Origin of the sequence: Lentilactobacillus dabitei (assembly GCF_019061365.1) — a bacterium.
In the GTDB taxonomy this organism is placed as follows: Bacteria; Bacillota; Bacilli; order Lactobacillales; family Lactobacillaceae; genus Lentilactobacillus; species Lentilactobacillus dabitei.
This window is the reverse complement of record NZ_JAHPPD010000011.1, coordinates 21170-40387: the sequence shown is the minus strand read 5'-3', so window position 1 is coordinate 40387 and position 19218 is coordinate 21170. Positions and strand designations below refer to the sequence as shown.

The 19218-nt window shown below is 41.9% G+C and carries 22 protein-coding genes and 1 other annotated feature; of the genes, 19 read left to right on the top strand and 3 right to left on the bottom strand.

Features of this window, described 5'->3' with window-relative positions; genetic code table 11:
- Nucleotides 1-167: 167 nt before the first annotated feature.
- Complete coding sequence (locus KTE19_RS03115) at nucleotides 168-1274, bottom strand: LCP family glycopolymer transferase (RefSeq protein WP_217341605.1); 1107 nt, start codon at nucleotides 1272-1274, stop codon at nucleotides 168-170.
- A gap of 201 nt (nucleotides 1275-1475) precedes the next feature.
- Between KTE19_RS03115 and KTE19_RS03110 the strand changes: the two genes are divergently transcribed.
- Both KTE19_RS03110 and KTE19_RS03105 read left to right on the top strand, forming a co-directional pair.
- On the top strand, nucleotides 1476-2420 hold the full coding sequence (locus tag KTE19_RS03110; RefSeq protein WP_056981895.1) for an AEC family transporter: 945 nt from the start codon (nucleotides 1476-1478) through the stop codon (nucleotides 2418-2420).
- A gap of 94 nt (nucleotides 2421-2514) precedes the next feature.
- A complete protein-coding gene (locus tag KTE19_RS03105) occupies nucleotides 2515-3171 on the top strand; it encodes a 2,3-bisphosphoglycerate-dependent phosphoglycerate mutase (RefSeq protein ID WP_217162332.1) in 657 nt (218 codons plus the stop codon).
- A 232-nt stretch (nucleotides 3172-3403) separates the two neighbouring features.
- Here the strand turns inward: KTE19_RS03105 and KTE19_RS03100 are convergent, their stop codons facing one another.
- Nucleotides 3404-4738, bottom strand: a complete 1335-nt coding sequence (locus KTE19_RS03100; RefSeq protein WP_217341604.1) for a C1 family peptidase — start codon at nucleotides 4736-4738, stop codon at nucleotides 3404-3406.
- A gap of 279 nt (nucleotides 4739-5017) precedes the next feature.
- A complete protein-coding gene (gene rpiA, locus KTE19_RS03095) occupies nucleotides 5018-5701 on the bottom strand; it encodes a ribose-5-phosphate isomerase RpiA (RefSeq protein ID WP_217162295.1) in 684 nt (227 codons plus the stop codon).
- Nucleotides 5702-5848: 147 nt separating this feature from the next.
- Between rpiA and KTE19_RS03090 the strand changes: the two genes are divergently transcribed.
- The 17 genes from KTE19_RS03090 to rplL all read left to right on the top strand — a co-directional run.
- Nucleotides 5849-6388, top strand: a complete 540-nt coding sequence (locus KTE19_RS03090) for a dCTP deaminase/dUTPase family protein (RefSeq protein WP_217162293.1) — start codon at nucleotides 5849-5851, stop codon at nucleotides 6386-6388.
- 97 nt (nucleotides 6389-6485) lie between these two features.
- Nucleotides 6486-7859: a DNA repair protein RadA gene (radA, locus tag KTE19_RS03085; RefSeq protein WP_054748372.1), complete on the top strand. Its 1374-nt coding sequence runs from the start codon at nucleotides 6486-6488 to the stop codon at nucleotides 7857-7859.
- Nucleotides 7860-7887: 28 nt separating this feature from the next.
- The gene (locus KTE19_RS03080) at nucleotides 7888-9060 is read left to right on the top strand and encodes a PIN/TRAM domain-containing protein (protein ID WP_430673520.1); all 1173 of its coding nucleotides are present in this window, start codon (nucleotides 7888-7890) and stop codon (nucleotides 9058-9060) included.
- Between the two features lie 295 nt (nucleotides 9061-9355).
- Nucleotides 9356-10849, top strand: coding sequence for a glutamate--tRNA ligase (gene gltX / locus KTE19_RS03075; protein WP_217341603.1), 1494 nt, complete (start codon nucleotides 9356-9358; stop codon nucleotides 10847-10849).
- A gap of 141 nt (nucleotides 10850-10990) precedes the next feature.
- The gene (gene cysS / locus KTE19_RS03070) at nucleotides 10991-12403 is read left to right on the top strand and encodes a cysteine--tRNA ligase (RefSeq protein WP_217341602.1); all 1413 of its coding nucleotides are present in this window, start codon (nucleotides 10991-10993) and stop codon (nucleotides 12401-12403) included.
- Between the two features lie 2 nt (nucleotides 12404-12405).
- Nucleotides 12406-12816 carry a Mini-ribonuclease 3 gene (locus KTE19_RS03065; protein ID WP_056981905.1) on the top strand — a complete coding sequence of 137 codons (411 nt, stop codon included), beginning with the start codon at nucleotides 12406-12408 and terminating at the stop codon, nucleotides 12814-12816.
- Complete coding sequence (gene rlmB / locus KTE19_RS03060) at nucleotides 12806-13579, top strand: 23S rRNA (guanosine(2251)-2'-O)-methyltransferase RlmB (protein ID WP_217162287.1); 774 nt, start codon at nucleotides 12806-12808, stop codon at nucleotides 13577-13579. The genes KTE19_RS03065 and rlmB overlap by 11 nt, the downstream gene beginning before the upstream one ends.
- 21 nt (nucleotides 13580-13600) lie before the next feature.
- Nucleotides 13601-14131, top strand: coding sequence for an NYN domain-containing protein (locus tag KTE19_RS03055; protein WP_217341601.1), 531 nt, complete (start codon nucleotides 13601-13603; stop codon nucleotides 14129-14131).
- Nucleotides 14132-14273: 142 nt separating this feature from the next.
- The gene (locus tag KTE19_RS03050) at nucleotides 14274-14831 is read left to right on the top strand and encodes a sigma factor (RefSeq protein ID WP_217162283.1); all 558 of its coding nucleotides are present in this window, start codon (nucleotides 14274-14276) and stop codon (nucleotides 14829-14831) included.
- A 57-nt stretch (nucleotides 14832-14888) separates the two neighbouring features.
- A complete protein-coding gene (rpmG, locus tag KTE19_RS03045) occupies nucleotides 14889-15038 on the top strand; it encodes a 50S ribosomal protein L33 (protein WP_056981910.1) in 150 nt (49 codons plus the stop codon).
- 26 nt (nucleotides 15039-15064) lie between these two features.
- Nucleotides 15065-15241, top strand: coding sequence for a preprotein translocase subunit SecE (gene secE / locus KTE19_RS03040; RefSeq protein WP_054748364.1), 177 nt, complete (start codon nucleotides 15065-15067; stop codon nucleotides 15239-15241).
- 96 nt (nucleotides 15242-15337) lie between these two features.
- Nucleotides 15338-15886, top strand: a complete 549-nt coding sequence (nusG, locus tag KTE19_RS03035) for a transcription termination/antitermination protein NusG (RefSeq protein WP_056981913.1) — start codon at nucleotides 15338-15340, stop codon at nucleotides 15884-15886.
- A gap of 19 nt (nucleotides 15887-15905) precedes the next feature.
- Nucleotides 15906-16766 carry an alpha/beta hydrolase gene (locus KTE19_RS03030; protein WP_347339394.1) on the top strand — a complete coding sequence of 287 codons (861 nt, stop codon included), beginning with the start codon at nucleotides 15906-15908 and terminating at the stop codon, nucleotides 16764-16766.
- A gap of 122 nt (nucleotides 16767-16888) precedes the next feature.
- On the top strand, nucleotides 16889-17314 hold the full coding sequence (gene rplK, locus KTE19_RS03025) for a 50S ribosomal protein L11 (RefSeq protein WP_056981914.1): 426 nt from the start codon (nucleotides 16889-16891) through the stop codon (nucleotides 17312-17314).
- 98 nt (nucleotides 17315-17412) lie between these two features.
- Nucleotides 17413-18120: a 50S ribosomal protein L1 gene (gene rplA, locus KTE19_RS03020; protein WP_054748363.1), complete on the top strand. Its 708-nt coding sequence runs from the start codon at nucleotides 17413-17415 to the stop codon at nucleotides 18118-18120.
- Between the two features lie 61 nt (nucleotides 18121-18181).
- Nucleotides 18182-18291: a sequence feature (ribosomal protein L10 leader region), on the top strand.
- Between the two features lie 26 nt (nucleotides 18292-18317).
- On the top strand, nucleotides 18318-18827 hold the full coding sequence (gene rplJ, locus KTE19_RS03015) for a 50S ribosomal protein L10 (protein ID WP_054748361.1): 510 nt from the start codon (nucleotides 18318-18320) through the stop codon (nucleotides 18825-18827).
- Nucleotides 18828-18865: 38 nt separating this feature from the next.
- A partial coding sequence (rplL, locus tag KTE19_RS03010; RefSeq protein ID WP_146985943.1) for a 50S ribosomal protein L7/L12 occupies nucleotides 18866-19218 on the top strand: 353 nt, incomplete at its 3' end.

Below are 19218 nucleotides of genomic sequence, written 5' to 3'. Positions count from 1 at the left end.
TTTTATTCTAACGAGAAACAAAAAATCTGTCATCAGTAATAGATAAAATCTATTACCAACAACAGATATTGTAGAACCCTAGTTCGTCTGTTAAACCCGACTCAAAAAAAGACCTATTTCATTAGTCGTCCGGCTAACGAAATAGGTCTTTTTTGAATCGGGTTTAATTAATAACCATTGTAGGATGATTGATTACCAGTGGTATCAGTCCCTGTTGTGGTTGATGCATCGGTATCCGTTTGGGTCTGGGAACTTTGCAGCTTCTTTGACTTGGATAAGCCAAGTGTAGATCGAATATCGTTTGAAACCCGAAGCAATTCAGTTTGAGGAACAACTTGATAGGACAAGCCATCGATCATGGCGTTTTCGCCTTGTAAGGTTTGTGACTTAATATGGTGAGTTGCATCGCCATATTTGGCCCGAACTGCAATCATGTCATCAAATGTCATGTCAGTTTTCATATTTCCTTTGAGAGATGAAAGAATTGACTTATATCTTGGAAGGGAGGTGACGTTCAAACCTTTCATCACCAGCTTTTTAATGATTTGTCGCTGACGGGCTTGACGGCCATAATCCCCACGAGGATCGTCATCACGCATTCGGGCGTAATCTAGGGCTTGTTGACCGTTTAGGTGGGTCTTCTTGCCTTTAACGACGTTTGCATGCCCATATTGGAATGTCAATGGGGGAACAACGTCCACGCCACCGACGGCATTCACCATGGTTTCCAAACCGCCCATATTGATGATCGCGTAGAAGTCAATTGGGATATCCAGCAGGTTCTGGACTGTCTTAACAGCTGTTCCCGGCCCACCAATGGTATAAGCTGCGTTAATCTTCTCGTATTGTTGAGTATCCCCCGGGACATTAACCTGCGTGTCTCTGGCAATACTGGTTAAATGGATTGTTTTCTTTTTAGGATTAATGGTTGCAACAATCATAGTATCCGTTCGACCGGTATCGTGACGGCCAAGTGCACCAGTGTCTGTTCCTAGTAACAAGATCGACAGAGGCTTACCTTTTTGAATGACGGATGATACGTTTCTGGCTTTTTGAATATTTGTTGAATCGTAAGTTTGGGTGAAAGTCTTTTTGGCGCTCTTATAAGCGCCATAGCCCCAAACAAGTCCGCTCCCGACAATAAGGAGGAAAACCAGAAAGACACTCCAGCCGATAATGCGGCGCTTCTTTTTATTGCCCTTCTTGTAATGGGGCTTTTTGTCAGCCCTTCTTGAATATACAGGTTCAAAATCGTTTTTATTGTTTGATGGCATAGTGACTCCTCATTTATAAAAATTCTTACAAAAGTATATTGCACTTTACAGATCAGATGCAGAAATCTTCAGTTATTTAAACATAATTTAATAATTCTCGTCAACTTGCTCTGATGGCTATCCCTCAAATTATAACAAAATGTGGATTCTAATTGTGCTATAATGTGTCATTGTTATTCTTGTTAGAAGTGAGGAATGTGTATGGGAGTATTTGGCTCAGCGGTATCCGGGGTCTTGATTATTCTAATTATGATTGCCCTGGGATTTATATTAGCTAGAAATGATTGGTTTGACAGTAAGATGACCAGCATGTTTGCCAGGCTGGTCACTCAGATTGCTTTACCAGCGTACATGATATCGACCATCATGAGTAAATTTACAGCGAAAATGTTATTAAAGACGTTACCGGATTTATTTTTTCCGATTGTATCGATGCTTTTGCTCTATATTATTTCGATTTTCGTCGTGAGATTTGCTAAGATTCCGAAGATGCACGCTGGCTTATTTAGGTCAATGTTTTCCAACTCTAACACGGTTTTCGTTGGTTTACCAGTTAATATGGCATTGTTTGGTAGATCGAGCTTGCCGTTTGTTTTAGTTTACTACATGGCTAACACGACATTTTTCTGGACATTAGGTGTTTACCTAATCCAAAAGGATGGCAAAGGTGAGGGTGAATTCAACTGGAAAACCACTCTGAAAAAAGTGTTTTCACCGCCACTACTTGGGTTCATGGTCGGAGTTGTTCTGGTTCTGTTTCACGTATCACTCCCCGATTTTATCATGCAGGACTTTAATTACATAGGGAACCTGACAATCCCACTTTCGATGATTTTTATCGGAATTTCCATTAATAGCGTTGATATCACCCGGGTTCGGTTTGATCGCAGTAACTTTTTGATTTTATTCGGTCGGTTTTTACTAGCTCCGGCACTCATGTCGCTGCTCGTGATTCCAACCCATTTACCTCTGCTAATGAAACAGGTGTTTATCATGCAGGCGGCGATGCCAATTATGACAAACGCCCCAGTTGTTTCCAGGCTTTATCATGCTGACTCGGAATACGCGTCGGTCATGGTTGCCGAAACAACGCTGTTGAGCTTGGTGGTCATTCCAATTCTGATGGTATTAGTTCAACAACTATAACAGGGATCTTTGATCATGAGTCACATTATTGGTAACATATTCTTGGATACTAATTTTGTAAAAAGAGGATGAAAGCGTGCCAACACTAGTCATAATGCGTCATGGTGAAAGCCAAGCAAATCGAGACAATATCTTCACTGGGTGGAGCGATGTTGATCTAACCGAAAAGGGGATTCAACAGGCTCATTTTGCTGGCCAGGTCATTAAGTCAGCCGGGGTGCAATTTACGGATGTTCACACATCTTTTTTAAAGCGTGCCATTATTACGACCAACATTGTGTTAGATGAGATTGGACAAAACGATATTGCAGAACACAAAAGCTGGCGGTTAAACGAACGTCACTACGGCGGATTGCGGGGTAAAAACAAGCTTGCCGTTAAGAAGCAAGTTGGCGCCGACCAGTTGAAAGTCTGGCGAAGAAGTTTTACGGTGGTGCCGCCAAAATTGGCCAAGCGAGATGAGGATCCCCGATACAATCGTTATGGGGTTCAAATTCCATTGGCAGAAAGCTTGAAAATGACCATGGATCGCTTGATTCCATATTGGGAAGATCAGATTGCGCCCCAACTTTTAGACGGCAAAAATCAGTTAATCGTTGCTCACGGGAGCACTTTGAGAGCCTTAATTAAATTTTTGGAAAATGTTTCTGATGAGGAGATTCCAAATGTCGAAGTTCCAAATGGCAAGCCGATCCGATATGATTTTAATGAACATTTAAATATTTTGAATAAAGAATTTATGACCAAGTAACCAGGTTAACAATTAATCATTAGAGACTTGGACATATATTAATTTCCAATCAGTCATTATTCGACTGGATCGCCGTAGCCGCTTAGATAAAAGCTGTGCCAGACGGAAGACCCCGGCTATTTAGCTAAAAGGACCAACTATTCCTGCTTTGGAATAGTTGGTCCTTTTCATTAAATCCTAGGGTCAAAACTTAGAATTAACAACTTTTTGACCCGTGGTTATTAGCGCATCCTTAGGCTAAGGCACCCATTGGATCCCATGGCTTCAAAACAGTTGGTTCTTGTTGTTGCGCTTTCTTTTGATCGTCCGAAAGGTATTTCTTATTAATCACAAATTGATAAACAAATTCATCCATCCACTTATCGCTCATGACGAAGTAACCTTTGGTACCAACCTTTTCTCCCCAGCTGTTTTCAACCTTCCATTTAGTTGGTTTGCCATCAACGAGATCAACACCGGTAATGACCATTGCGTGGGTCATCAAACTTTCACTGTAGTCCAAACGTTCTGCTTTGGATAATGAAAGGTCAGTGTCGAATAATTCATCAGGGGCATATAGATCAGTGTCCATAATTCCTTTTTTGCTATTAGAACTTTGACCAACATCACTACCGAACCAAACAGATTCGCCGTTTTCCAGCTGCATAATGGCTAACTTCTTGAGGTCAGCCATTTTCAAGTTTAGATGTTTGACTTGACGACCATTAACAACGTTACCTAACATTTCGATGGTATAAGTTTTGTTAAATGGCTTGTCGTCGGTTGGTGAGTTGATGAGCGAGACATAGTCTTCAAGATTAATTCCAACGTACTTCTTGAAAAAGTCTTGAGGGGTGATGTTTCGATCAATATGGTAATTGTTGTCTTTATCGCGATATTCGAAATCGAATTTGGTAACGGGTTCACCGAGTGCGTAAGTTAACATCCGATAAATTTCATTGAGCATTTTTTCTTTAGTCTTTGAAATTTTGCTGTCCGATGCCTTGTCAGCAACAAGTTCACGAAGAACGGTCGCGTCATGACGTAGCTTGAGGTTCAAGTATTTATTAAGTTGGGCAGACTTTTCACTGCTGAAAGTTTCTGGCATTGCATACTTGGGTACGATGCCGTATTTCTCAATTAATGCACACAGCATGTCCCATTGGCCGCCATCCTGTTGGGGCGTTTGCATCAACCAGGAAACTTTTCTGGAATCCAGTGGTTTGTCAGCCGTCTTGAGTACGTTTTCCAAGAAGTAGTTAGACTTTTCGAATTTGTCCCAGAAGTTGGTGTAGTTTTGGGATAACTCAAAATCATCGCTCACTTTTAATTCGTTCATCAAACGAATCCGCATGGTGTTCAAAGCCGCGAACATCCAGCAACGACCACTTTGTTTTTGATCGGCAACTTTGCCAGTTGATAGATCAATTGAAAATACAGGGGCCATTTTCGATTTGGCACTAAAGTCCTCACTAGAGCCTAATATTCCTTGGTGGGAAACAGCCCGTTCAATAACCTTTGAATCCTTACGGTCATCAAGGTTCTGTTGGAACTTGTTAATTTGGTCTAATTTGATTTCTGATGTCAAAAATGATCACTCTCCTTAATACCAAACTATTTTACGCTCATTAGGCTTAAATCGCCAGAACTTCGCAAGCGAGTGGATAAAATTAGATTGGGGCGAAAGGCGATTTGATCCCAGAATTTAAGTAAAAAAAAAGGAATGCATTCTGGTTTTGGAATGCATTCCTTTTTTTACTTAAATGGCGGGGGCAGCTATTTGTCGCAAGTTTTATCAATATAAGAATTGGGAAGCCAAGTTGCATTTGTAAACATTTTGCTGACTAATGTCTCCGCCTCAATAAAATTATCTTGCTTTTAATACCTCAGGCCCATCTTCTCTACCCACAATCACGGTGTTCACGATGTTTAAAAAGAGACCGTGTTCGACAATGCCCGTCATTTGATCCAGGTCTACTGCCAAGCTGTGAGGATTTTCGATTTGGTGTAGGTGAAGGTCGATGATATCGTTATCCGAATCTGTCTTGACTCGTTGGCCATCCTGAACTCGAAATTCAGGGTTATAGCCCTTTTCTTTGAGCCGTTTGAATAGCTGGCGGCTACCGTAAGGAATAACCTCTAATGGTAGTGGGAATGACCCGAGTTCATCGGCCATTTTGCTTTCGTCAACGATCCACATGTTTTTGTCAGAGTTAATAGCAACAATTTTTTCCCAAAGGTGGGCACCGCCACCGCCCTTGATTCCTTGGAAGTTTTTGTCGATTTGATCTGCACCGTCAATCGTTAAATCAATGTGATCGACTTCGTCTACGCCCTTGGTTGGGATACCCAAAAGATTGGCTTGCTTTCGAGTCCTTTCAGAGGTCGGAACGCCCACAATTGACAAGCCTTCCTTTTTAACACGTTCACCTAATGCATCGACCATGAATTTAACCGTGGATCCGGTTCCGAGGCCAACGACCGTGTTATTTTCAACGTATTTGACAGCTTCTTTACCAACGAGTTGTTTAAGTTCATCCTGATGTGTCATAATAATAGTTCCTTTCGTTTTTAGCCTGTTTAAAGGTTTTACTTACCCACATTGTGCGTTTTTTTAGCCTTTTTGTCAATGTATCAAATCAGCAACAGTTAGTTTATACTAGTAAGAATAAAATATTCTCAAGGGAGTTGCATTAAAATGGATCGTGGATTTGAAATTGTGTCAAAATATGCTAAGGATGATTTAACTATCCCATACCGAACAACTAAAAACGCAGCTGGTTATGACTTTGAAAGTGCAATTGACATGACGATCCCGTCAATTTGGAAAATCAACTTTTTGAAGGTTCTCTGGGCAATCCGTCATCAAAAAACCATTGATGATTCAAAGATCGATGCTGCCAAAAAGATCCTAAAACCATTTTTAATTCCAACCGGCATTAAAGCTTACATGAAACCCAATGAAGTGCTGATCATTGCCAACCGTTCAAGCAATCCTTTGAAACGTGGCCTGGTTATTCCAAATGGGATCGGTGTGATTGACGCTGATTACTATAATAACGAAGGGAATGAAGGTGAAATTTTCGTCCAAATCCTCAATTTTGGGATAACTGACATTAAAGTTGCCAAAGGTGAACGGATCGGCCAAGGGATTTTTATGCCGTATTTGTTAGCCGATCAGGATCAGTCCACTCATAAGCAAACGAGGAGCGGTGGTTTTGGTTCATCAGGCCGCTAAAATTTAAGAGTGGCTAAAGTATGCGGTGAACCAATTATTTTTTAAAGCAAAAGTGCTAAAATTAATATGTAACATTTAGGAGTAGAGGAGAATTTAGTTGGCAAAAGTTAAAACCCAATATGTTTGTCAGAATTGTGGCTACATTTCCCCGAGGTATCTGGGAAGATGCCCAAATTGTAATGAATGGAATACCCTGGTCGAGGAAACGGTCGCGGCCAAGCCCACCGCTTCAAGTGCAACGAGTTTGCGGCGGACCGGCATCCATGATAATAAGCCTGAACCATTAGACAAGGTCAAATTTCAACGAGAAAACCGATTTAAAACTTCAATGGAAGAATTGAATCGGGTCCTTGGTGGTGGTGTTGTGCCGGGGTCGCTGATTTTGATTGGCGGTGATCCGGGAATTGGTAAGTCGACTTTGATGCTGCAAGTTTCAGGCCAACTAAGCAAATCCGGTAAAATTCTTTATGTTTCCGGTGAAGAAAGTGCCAGCCAAATTAAGATGCGGGCTGCCAGGCTTGGTGTCAACGGCGATCAACTCTATGTCTATCCTGAAACGGATATGGATGTAATTAAAAGCACCATTAGTGAGATGAAGCCGGATGCTGTTGTGATCGATTCTGTTCAGACAATGCAGATTCCAGAATTACAATCAGCTACGGGTTCGGTTGCTCAAATCCGCGAAGTGACGGCTGATCTCATGAATATTGCTAAAGGACAAGGCATCACCGTCTTTGTCGTTGGTCACGTTACCAAGGGCGGCGCCATCGCCGGTCCAAAAATTCTCGAGCATATGGTTGATACTGTGCTCTACTTTGAAGGTGATCTCCATCATTCTTATCGGATTTTGCGGACGGTCAAGAATCGGTTTGGCTCGACCAATGAATTAGGGGTTTTCGAAATGCGAATGGATGGCTTGCATGAGGTGACCAATCCATCAGAGATCTTTCTGGAAGAACGATTAAAGGACGCAACTGGTTCTGCGATTGTTGTTTCAATGGAAGGTACCCGACCAATTTTAGTTGAAATTCAAGCATTAGTGACCGCCTCGGTTTTTGGTAACGCTCAACGGACAGCCGCCGGTCTTGATCGGAATCGCGTTTCACTGATTATGGCGGTTCTTGAGAAAAGAGCCGGTTTGATGTTGCAAAATCAGGATGCTTATTTGAAGGCAGCTGGTGGGGTGAAGCTGGATGAACCTGCAATTGATTTGGCAATGGCCGTTAGTATTGCATCGTCTTACAAGAATCGTGGAACCAGCCCAACAGAGTGTTACGTTGGTGAACTGGGGTTGACCGGTGAGGTTCGACGCGTTACCAGAATTGAACAGCGGGTTATAGAGGCCCACAAGCTTGGATTCAAGCGGGTTTTAGTTCCAAGTAACAATTTACAAGGTTGGACGCCACCTAAGGGAATCGAAGTTGTCGGTGTTTCAACGTTATCGCAAGCATTAAAATTAGCCTTGGGATAACATTTATTTTTGAGAGAAGGCGATATTAGTGAGAAGAAAGAGAATTGTTCAAATTGTTTTCACCCTTGCTGGGGCTGCAATTGGCGCCAGTTATTTCAAGTTATTGTGGTTAATTTTACAGGTTAGGTACGGGACGCTTTTCAACAACACCATTACAAATGCGTTGGTTGGTGCAATTATTTTCTATATTATTTCGTTGTTGACAGGAAATTACGTCCTCAAGCTAATTGACCGAATTGAAGGCCAATTGACCAAGCAGAGCCCATTATCTCTTATCTTTGGGACTTTGGGGCTTATTGTTGGCTTGGTAGTGGCAATATTGATTTCAATCGTATTCTTTAGAACCCGGACGTTCTTCTTAAATACGATGATTCCAATTATCTTGATGTTGGTCCTCGGATACTTTGGTTTTCGAATTGGGACAACCCAAAATGATCGTTGGCGCCGGCTTTTTCAATCAAGACGCAAATCAGAATCTGCTAAGGAATCTGGTGAAAAAATCATTGATAAGCCAGTTGATAAAAATTACCATCATTACAAGATTTTGGATACCAATATTTTAATTGACGGCCGAATTTATGACGTTATTAAGACTGGATTTATTGAAGGCACATTGCTGGTTCCTCAATTTGTCCTCTACGAACTGCAATACATCGCTGATTCTAGTGATAGCGTGAAGCGGGTTCGCGGTCGGCGTGGACTTGATATTCTCAATAAGCTGCAAACCGAAAAATTGATTCCAATTGAAATTTACGAAAAAGATTATGAGGATATTGATGAAGTTGATAGCAAATTAATCCAGCTTGCTAAGGACATCGATGGGGTGATTATTACAAATGACTATAACCTCAATAAAGTGATTCAATTCCAGCATGTCCAAGTATTCAACATTAATGCCTTAGCGAATGCGTTACGGCAAAAGATCCTGCCGGGGCAAAATCTCAACGTGATGGTCGTTAAAAACGGAACTGAACGGCAACAAGGAGTTGCTTACCTGGATGACGGAACGATGGTGGTTGTTGAGGATGGTCGTTACTTCTTGAATGATCATATTGACGTTGTGGTTACCAGTGCCATCCAAACTGATGCCGGTAAGATGATTTTTGCTCGACCGGAACATTCAACCAAGAATATTTCTGAAAATAATGAAGAAGACAGCAAGAAAAACAATTCATCAAAGAAAAATGGTAAAAAGAATTGATAACAATCTTTAACTGATACTCAAAAAGATGGGATTAAGACTAAACGTGGCTTGATCCAAGAGTTTAAGAAAAACGGCAGTACATTCTGATTCTGGAATGCATTGCCGTTTTTGCTTAAGCGGCGGGGATTAGCCATTTATCGCAACCCTTATCAATATAAAAATTGTGAGGTAAGTTACATTCATAAACAATTTGCTGACTAACGTCTCAGCCCCTTTATTTTTTAATCAGTTCATTGTAAACTTTAAATACTGACAAAAATGTCGATTAATTTTAAGAAAGAGGCGTTATACATTGGCAAACAATGCAATTCGAGTTCGTTATGCTCCAAGCCCAACCGGCCACTTGCATATCGGAAATGCACGAACAGCCATTTTCAACTATTTATTCGCACGACACAACAAAGGAAAGTTCATTATCCGAATTGAGGATACTGATACGAAACGAAACGTTGTTGACGGTGAAAAGAGCCAGCTTGAAAACTTGAAGTGGCTTGGCTTGGATTGGGACGAAGGTCCTGACGTGGGCGGCAATTTTGGCCCATATCGTCAATCCGAGCGAAAGGAAATTTATGATCCACTCATTCAACAACTATTGGATGAGGGAAAGGCTTACGAATCATATCGAACTGAAGCGCAATTGCAGGCCGACCGCGAAGATCAAAAGGCACGCGGCCAAATGCCTCATTATGAATATGAGTACAAAGGAATGTCCGAAGAGGAAAAGCGACAAGCAATTGCCGATGCAAAAGCAAAAGGATTGAAGCCGGTTATTCGTTTCCGAGTTCCTGAAAATCGTGATTACGCTTGGGACGATATCGTTAAAGGCAAGGTTTCCTTCAATTCCGATACAATTGGTGGCGATTTTGTCATTGCTAAGCGTGACGGAATGCCAACGTACAACTTTGCGGTTGTTGTTGATGACCACATGATGAAAATTAGCCACGTCTTTCGTGGTGATGATCACGTTGCTAATACCCCTAAGCAGTTAATGATCTACGAAGCATTTGGCTGGAATCCACCTAAGTTCGGCCATATGAGCTTAATTATTAGTGCTGATACTGGCAAAAAGCTCAGCAAGCGTGATGAATCTGTCCTGCAATTTATTGAACAGTATCGTAAGCTAGGATATCTGCCTGATGCCATGTTTAACTTCATCCTGCTTTTGGGTTGGTCGCCAGTTGGTGAAGATGAAATCTTTAACAAGAAAGATTTCATCAAGATGTACGATGAAAATCGTCTCAGCAAGTCCCCCGCTAAGTTTGATTCCAAGAAGCTGGAGTGGATTAATAACCAATACGTTAAGGCAGCCGATGACAGCACCGTGATGGACTTAGCCTTACGGCAATTGATTGAAGTGGGTAACATCCCGGAAAATCCTGACGCCAAGACCATTGAATGGGCACGCCAACTCATTAACTTATACAAACGAGAGATGAGTTATATGGCTCAGATTAACGACATGGCTTCTGTTTTCTTCCAAGAACCTGAAGAAATTAGTGGTGAAGCACTGGCCGAAATTTCCAATGACACGGCCCCAGTTGTTCTGAAAGAATTCCAAAAACGGATTCAAGCACTTCCAATTTTTGATTCGGTTGAGGTGTTCAAAACAATCAAAGCAATTCAAAAAGATACTGGGATCAAAGGCCGTCAACTCTGGATGCCAATTCGGATTGCGGTAACTCATGAAATGCACGGTCCAGAATTACCAGAATCTGTTGAATTAGTTGGTCGGCAAAAGGCTGTTGAGCACATTGAGCAGACTTTGAATCAATTAAATAAAGCGTAAATTATTAATTTTATTGTTAGATTAATTGGTCTCGTTGAAAATTCAGCGAGACCTTTTATTATAGGTTATAGTTAGTTTAATAAACTTGACGGTTTTTATGCTATGATTTTAATATAAACTAGTTAAAGAGAGGAATTCGAAATGCTGCAGATATTTAATACGCTCACCCGCAAAAAAGAAAAATTCGAACCGGTCACTCCCGGCATCGTTCATATGTATGTCTGTGGGCCTACCGTCTATAACTACATCCACATCGGAAATGCAAGGAGTGCAATTGCGTTTGATACGGTTCGCAGGTACTTGGAATATCGCGGCTACAAGGTGAAGTATGTTTCGAATTTTACCGACGTTGATGACAAGATGATCAATGCAGCTCGTGAAAATCATACGACCGTTGGCGCAATTGCAGACAAATATATCGCTGCTTTCATGCAGGATACTGCTGCTTTGAATATTTCCTCGGATGTCATTCATCCGCGGGCAACTGAGAACATTCGAGAAATCATTGATTTTGTTAAGACACTTGTTGATAACGGTTCCGCCTATAATGTTGACGGGGATGTTTATTTTCGTGCCCGTAAGTTCCCATCATACGGGGCATTGCCGCACATTAACGTTGATCAGCTCGAAATTGGGGCCAGTCAACACGTGAGTCAAGAAGAAATGGCTAAAAAAGAAGATCCAATTGATTTTGCCCTCTGGAAAAAGTCCAAAGGCGATGAAATCTCATGGGAGTCGCCATGGGGTAAGGGGCGGCCCGGCTGGCATATTGAATGCTCAGTGATGTCGACCAAGTACCTGGGTAAAACGATTGATATTCACGGTGGCGGTGAAGATTTGATTTTTCCGCATCATGAAAATGAACGGGCCCAAAGTGAAGCAAAAACGCATCAAACATTTGTTAAATACTGGATGCACAATGGGTTTGTAACCATCGGTGATGACAATGAAAAGATGAGTAAGTCACTTGGAAACTTCATCACGGTGCATGATTTACTCGAGCATTTGGATGGCCAGGTGATTCGTCTGCTGATGTCGACGACTCATTATCGACGGCCAATTCAGTACAGCGATGCCAGTGTTCAAGAAGCTAAGAGCAATCTCAAGAAGCTGCAAACGGCCTTCAACAACTTGACTTATCGGTTGCATAACGCCGAATCGGGGGATGATCCCAAAACCGATCAGGAAGTTCGTCAGATTGTTGCTGATTTTACAGATGCAATGGACGACGATTTCAATGTTCAAAATGGGATTGCGGCAGTTTATGAATTGGCGAAGTTTGCCAACACTTACAGCGAACGTTCGGTTGTTTTCCAACTGAGCATTCAATTTATTATTAATACCCTCAAACAACTTGCCGGCATTTTCGGGATCAAATTGGAACAAAGTGAATTAAAAGATGACGAAATTTGGAAACTCATTCATGAACGTGAATCCGCCCGCAAGAATAAGGACTTCATTCGCAGTGATGAGATTCGGGAAGAATTAAAAGCCCGCGGAATTGTTCTTGAGGATACACCGCAGGGAACCCGATTTAGAAAGGAACAACAATAGATATGGCTGACAATTACACTCAGCTCAATGGGATTGCATTGGCTTATATGGGAGACGCGGCGTATGAAGTGTTTATTCGCCGTCACCTCATCGAACAAGGCTTAACCAGGCCGACAAGGCTACAGCACGTGGCGACTAACTACGTTTCGGCAAAAGCCCAAGCAGCCTTGATTGATTTAATGGAAACGGATCATTTGTTAAACGATGATGAGTGGGGCTATTTCAAACGGGGGCGTAACGCTAAAAGTCATACCCACGCAAAAAATACAGATGTTATCACTTATCGGATTTCTACCGGCTTTGAAGCGGTATTCGGCTACCTATCACTGAGCGATCAAGATGAGCGGATGAAGCAGATTGCCGAATGGTGCATTGATCAAGTTGAAAACGGGAGATTAAAACATGAAGAATGATCACGAAGAATCACAAAGCGAAGAATTTATTATTGGTCGTCATCCAGTTGTTGCGGCTTTAAAGAGTGACAATCCGGTTAATAAGTTGTTCGTCCAATCGGGCGCCAAAGATGACGATAATATCATTTCAGAAATCATGAATTTGGCTCATAAAAAGCGTTTGGTGATTTCTAAAGTTCCTAAGCAAAAGTTGGATAAATTAGCCAACAATCAAAATCACCAGGGTGTCGTTTTATCTATTGCGGCCTTTAAATACGCGGCGATTGACGACTTGTTTGCTCATTCGGAAAAAGCCGGCATGGCTCCCTTTTTTGTGATTTTGGATAATATTGAAGATCCCCATAATTTAGGTTCGATTATCCGAACTGCCGACGCGGCTGGCGTAACCGGCATTATTATTCCTAAACATCGAGCGGTGGGCCTGACCGCGACAGTTGCTAAGACGTCGGCAGGTGCCATTGAGCGGGTGCCGGTTGCCCGGGTTACTAATCTCTCGGCAACTGTTAAAGAACTAAAAGAGCGCGGCTTGTGGGTCTTTGGAACCGACATTACTGGGACCGATTACCGTCGTTGGGATGCAAAGGGTTCAGTTGCAGTGATTATCGGTAATGAGGGTAAAGGCATTTCGCCGCTGCTCAAAAAGCAAGTGGACGAAATGCTGACGATTCCGATGGTCGGTGATATCCAAAGCTTGAATGCAAGTGTTGCTGCTAGCGTTTTGATCTATCAAGGGTATAATTCACGTCATCCATTAGGGAAATAAGTTTAGAATTGGTGAGACATTATGAAAGATGATCTGTTAATTGTTGACGCTTATAATATGATCGGCAACTGGCCACATTTAAATAAACTCAAGCAGGCAGACCGTCTTGAAGATGCTCGGGATCAATTGTTAGCGGAGTTATCCGAGTACAAAAAATACCGAGACATCAATATGATCGTCGTGTTTGACGCAATGTATGTTCCCGGTAATTCGAAAAGTTTCCGTAGGTTTGATATGGAGATTGTTTGGACGAGTAAGGACCAGACTGCCGATAGTTACATTGAGGCATTGGCACGCAAAAAGCAGAACCGGTTTACTCAAGTGATTGTCGCAACCAGCGACCAAGCAGAGCAGTGGACGATCTTTTCTGCCGGCGCCTTGAGAATCCCTGCCAGAGAATTGCTTGGCGATATGCAACGGGCAAAAAAAGAAGTTGATGTTGAAGCACGGAAACTGACTGATCAATCTCAGGTGATTCGTCATTCACCATGGGACCCGAAGCAATTATTGGAACTGGAAAAGCTCCGAGATCATTTAACGGATGATCAATAAAAATATTAATTTGTTGATATTATAAAATTGGTCTAGGTATGATATCTGTTGAGTGAACCTGGGTTCGCTTGTCAGTGATTATTTCCTTTTGTAATCTAAGTTGCATGATTCATTACAACTTACGAATGCGAGGAAAGTGAATATGATTACTGATGCAGAAATGAAGGTTATTAAGCGAGCCGCAGAGGGTGATCGAGACGCCTTTGAATGGTTATTTAACTTTTATCGGCCAATTTTTAGAAAGGTCCGGCGAAACTTTTTCATTGCAGGGATGGAAACCGAAGATATCGAACAGGAAGCTCGAATCGTGTTGTATCGATCGGCCCAAAAGTTTGAAGATGGTCGCAACGTGTCATTTGGGAGTTATTACAGCCACAACTTGAAAAAACGGGTGTTTGATTTGATCAGGTCGAATAATGCTCAAAAACGATTACCGACTGAATTTATGAATTCTGTGGAAGAGAATGAGGCTTTCTATTCAACCACTGTGGCTGACACGTCTGCCTGGGACCCAGAGGCCTTGGTGATCATGAACGACGATTTTCACCGGCTTTATAAAAGTTGTTCGGGTCTTGAACGGTGGGCATTTGCTTTGGTATTGCCCAACAGCCCGGATCCGATGTTTTGTATGGCCACTGATCGATCTGTTTTGAACGCTTTTGAGCGCTGCCGATTGAAATATCTTAACCGGATAAGTTGACGTCGTTGCAATTGAATGCTAGAATTACTACGCTTGTACCAAGTAGGAGGTGCCAACATGGCACAGAAAAGAGTTGCTTTGGCTTGTTCAGTTTGTGGATCAAGGAATTATACGATTCCCGCCAATCCCAACCGAACAAAACGACTAGAGCTTAATAAGTTTTGTAAGTATTGTGGCAAGTACACTTTGCACAAAGAAACCAGATAGTTTATACAAAGTTAGGGGTTAACAAGTTGAAATTTGCACGATTTTTAAAAAGCGTTGCTGCAGAAATGAAGGTTGTCACCTGGCCAACCGCTAAAGAAAACCGGCGTGATACTAGTACTGTATTGGGTACTTCAATTATCATGGCTATCTTTTTGGGCGCAGTTGACTGGATTGTTCAGTGGGCACTTACATTTCTGGCATAGCCAATTCGAAGAAAATTTGATATAGTTATGTTGATAAAACCTGCAAACAGTGTCAGGTTTTTTTTATTTGATGTGATTTTTTAAGGAGATTATAAAATGGTTGAGTCAGCAGAGAAACAATGGTACGTGTTACATACTTATTCCGGATATGAAAACAAAGTTAAGTTAAATTTGGATAGCCGGAAGGAATCAATGGGGATGCAGGATTACATCTTTAGAGTTGTGGTTCCTGAACAAGAGGAACACGAAGTTAAAAACGGTAAAGATGAAGAAAAGATGGAAAAAACTTTCCCTGGTTATGTACTGGTTGAAATGATCATGACTGACCAAGCTTGGTATATTGTTCGAAACACCCCAGGAGTAACAGGGTTTGTTGGGTCACATGGTCAAGGTAGTAAGCCAACCCCATTGTTGCCAGAAGAAGTGGACCTTGTTTTGAAGCGGATTGGGATGAGTTCTCGTCATGAAGAACTTGATGTCAGTGTTGGCGATACCGTTAAGATCGTTGATGGGGCCTTTACCGGGCTTGATGGTAAAGTAACCGAAATTGATAACGAAAAAATGCGTTTGAAGGTTAACATTGAAATGTTCGGCCGTGAGACCAGCACTGAATTGGAATTTAATCAGGTTGACCCAATCGTTTAACAACAAGTAGGTGGTTAATGTGCTTGGCATAATCATATTAACTTTGATAATCATTCTGTTGGTTGTTGGGTTAGTGATTGCTGCCCATCAATTTAGGCTGCTTGGTAAGCCTTATATGAGTCCTGTTTCGACTAACATCTCAACAACCTTGGATTCAGTTCCGACACTTTTTCTGCCGGGGTATTTTGGTAATCGGTATTCATTTGGCTTTTTGTTAAGGCGGCTGGTGAATCGATATCAAGCAAATAAATCGATGGTTATCTATGTTGATGGCCGCGGCAAGCTTCGAGTCGTTGGTCAACTGTCAAAGTATCGGCCACTTATTCAAGTTATCTTTCAGGATAAACGTTCCCGTCCTCAACAACAGTCAAAGTGGCTGTTGTTCATCTGTCAACGGCTAGCCGATCAGTATGGCGTGGCAACCATTAACCTTGTTGGTCACTCGATGGGATGTATCACAATCTTCTGGCTGCTGACTCACCACCAACAGGAACTACCAGTAGCAATCAGCCGAGTTGTGACAATTGCCGGGCCATTCAATGATTCCGAAATTGCCCGTAATACCCGAGGTGTGGAAGAATACCCAAATGATTCTGCTGGGCCTCGGAAACGGACCGCAATCTATCGGGCCCTTGCTAAGAGAGTTTCCGCAATGCCAAAGGGAATCAAGTTTTTAAACATTGCCGGCACGATCAGTTCGGGTCAGCAGAATGATGGCCAGGTATCTTTAAGAAGTGCATTCTCACTGAGGTATCTATTGCGGGATCCGATTATTTATTATCGGGAATTGGTCATCAGGGGCAAGGGCGCAACTCATCGATTACTACACGAAAATCGAGTTGTTGATGCCCATATTGCCAAATTTATTTGGAATACCTGATTTTAGTTGTTGTTCCATATGTTAGTTTATGGTATATTTAATTGGTATGTTTATGCATACTCACGTGGGAGGAGAAATTTTGATCTCCAATTACCACACACGGACTTAAGGAGGTATGTCTCGTGGCTAAAAAAGTAGCTAATATTGTTAAGTTGCAAATTCCAGCGGGCAAAGCAACACCTGCCCCTCCAGTTGGTCCTGCTTTAGGTCAAGCAGGTATCAACATTATGGGCTTCACCAAGGAATTTAATGCACGTACTGCTGATCAATCAGGAATGATCATTCCTGTTGTTATTACTGTGTATGAAGATCGTTCATTCGACTTTATCACAAAGACTCCACCTGCTGCTGTTTTACTCAAGAAAGCTGCTGGTGTTCAAAAGGGTTCCGGTGAACCAAATACTAACAAGGTTGCCAAAGTTACCAAAGACCAAGTTAAGCAGATTGCCGAAACTAAAATGAAAGACCTAAACGCAGCTGATGTTGAAGCAGCAATGCGCATGGTTGAGGGTACTGCACGTAGCATGGGCTTTACTGTCGAAGGATAGTTTAACTTGTTACATCAGTATCTTTAACGATGACACACTGTTTCACGTCGCGTGGGAGGTTAATCCGTTATAACCACAAAGCAAGGAGGAAAACACACATGGCTCGTAAAAGAGGTAAAAATTATAAGGCAGCACTTGAACAGGTAGATCAAGAAAAATCATATCCTGTAAGCGATGCTGTTGATTTGGTTAAAAAAATTGACTATGCAAAATTCGACGCAACTGTTGAAATTGTATTTAAATTAAACGTTGATACTAAGCAGGCTGACCAACAATTACGTGGTGCCGTTGTCTTACCTAATGGAACTGGTAAGGAACAAACGGTTATCGTATTCGCTAAAGGTGACAACGCTAAAGCAGCAAAGGATGCTGGTGCAGACTTTGTTGGCGATGCAGACTTAGTTCAAAAAATTCAAGATGGCTGGCTTGATTTCGATGTTGCCATTGCAACGCCTGATATGATGGCTCAAGTGGGACGTTTAGGACGAGTTCTTGGACCAAAAGGTTTGATGCCAAACCCTAAGACAGGAACTGTTACAATGGACGTTGCCAAGGCTGTTAAAGAATCTAAAGCCGGTAAGGTTACTTACCGGACTGACCGTGACGGTAATGTTGCCGTTCCAGTTGGTAAGGTATCATTCAGTGCTGACCAATTGGTTGGTAACTTGAAGACCATTGCTGATGTTATCGTAAAGGCCCGTCCAGCTTCTGTTCGTGGTGTTTATGTTAACAACGTTTCAATCTCATCAACATTTGGCCCTGGTGTTAAAGTGGACCTTGATTCATTTGATACTGCCAAAGCTTAATGAGTTTTTGATCTAATAAAAATCCCTAATTGACGGTGAACCCTTCGTTGTGGTAAGCTGTTAGTTGCTGATAAATACGCCTAAGACTCAGGTGGTTTCTTGCCTTAATATCCTGCCGAGGAATTAACTTTCTCTATGTCTTGGTGGGCATGGGGATTTTTTATTAAATCCCAACTAGAATTTTGGGAGGTGAAATTTTGAGTAAGGAAACTGTTGCACTTAAATCAAAAAAAGTTGATGAAGTGACTGACTTATTAAAGAATGCTTCATCAATCGTTATTGTTGACTACCGTGGTTTAACCGTTGCTGAAGTGACTGATTTGCGAAAGCAATTACGTGACGAAGGCGTTAAGATGGAAGTTATCAAGAACAAGATCTTGGATCGAGCTTCTGTTAAAGCTGGATACGAAGATTTAAAGGATACATTCAATGGTCCTACAGCTGTTGCATTCTCTTCAGAGGATCCAATTGCCGGCCCTAAGATTGTTCACAACTTTGCCAAAACCAATGATGCTCTTCAATTAAAGGGTGGCGTTATTGACGGTAAGGTTGCAAGTCTTGACGAAATCACTGCATATGCTGCATTGCCTAGCCGTGAAGAATTGTTATCTACTCTTGCTAATATTCTTCAAGCACCTGTACGTAACGTTGCATACGCTGTTAAAGCAATTGCTGACAAAAAATCTGACGATGGCGACGCTGCCTAGTTAGATCAAAATAATTCCAATAAATGGAGGAAAATATAATGGCTTTTGATAAAGATAGTATTATTGATCAATTAAAAGATGCTTCAATCACTGACCTTAACGACTTAGTTAAGTCAATTGAAGACGAATTTGGTGTTTCTGCTTCTGCTCCAGTTGCTGCTGCAGGTGCTGCTGGTGGCGACGCTGCTACCAAAGATTCATACGATGTTGAATTAACTGAATCTGGTGACCAAAAGGTTAAAGCCATCAAGGCTATCCGTGACATCACTGGTCTTGGCTTGAAGGATGCTAAGGGTCTTGTTGACAAGGTACCTTCAATCGTCAAGGAAGGCGCTACTGAAGACGAAGCTAACGAAATCAAGGAAAAGCTTGAAGCTGTTGGTGGTACAGT

Bases quoted from the DNA above. Each gene is read 5' to 3' on its own strand.
- KTE19_RS03055 (WP_217341601.1), top strand. From the start codon at position 13,601: ATGAAAGATGATCTGTTAATTGTTGACGCTTATAATATGATCGGCAAC.
- rlmB (WP_217162287.1), top strand. From the start codon at position 12,806: ATGAAGAATGATCACGAAGAATCACAAAGCGAAGAATTTATTATTGGT.
- KTE19_RS03090 (WP_217162293.1), top strand. From the start codon at position 5,849: ATGGATCGTGGATTTGAAATTGTGTCAAAATATGCTAAGGATGATTTA.
- KTE19_RS03115 (WP_217341605.1), bottom strand. From the start codon at position 1,274: ATGCCATCAAACAATAAAAACGATTTTGAACCTGTATATTCAAGAAGG.
- rplA (WP_054748363.1), top strand. From the start codon at position 17,413: ATGGCTCGTAAAAGAGGTAAAAATTATAAGGCAGCACTTGAACAGGTA.
- KTE19_RS03105 (WP_217162332.1), top strand. From the start codon at position 2,515: ATGCGTCATGGTGAAAGCCAAGCAAATCGAGACAATATCTTCACTGGG.
- KTE19_RS03050 (WP_217162283.1), top strand. From the start codon at position 14,274: ATGATTACTGATGCAGAAATGAAGGTTATTAAGCGAGCCGCAGAGGGT.
- rpiA (WP_217162295.1), bottom strand. From the start codon at position 5,701: ATGACACATCAGGATGAACTTAAACAACTCGTTGGTAAAGAAGCTGTC.
- nusG (WP_056981913.1), top strand. From the start codon at position 15,338: ATGGTTGAGTCAGCAGAGAAACAATGGTACGTGTTACATACTTATTCC.
- cysS (WP_217341602.1), top strand. From the start codon at position 10,991: ATGCTGCAGATATTTAATACGCTCACCCGCAAAAAAGAAAAATTCGAA.
- rpmG (WP_056981910.1), top strand. From the start codon at position 14,889: ATGGCACAGAAAAGAGTTGCTTTGGCTTGTTCAGTTTGTGGATCAAGG.
- KTE19_RS03065 (WP_056981905.1), top strand. From the start codon at position 12,406: ATGGCTGACAATTACACTCAGCTCAATGGGATTGCATTGGCTTATATG.
- KTE19_RS03110 (WP_056981895.1), top strand. From the start codon at position 1,476: ATGGGAGTATTTGGCTCAGCGGTATCCGGGGTCTTGATTATTCTAATT.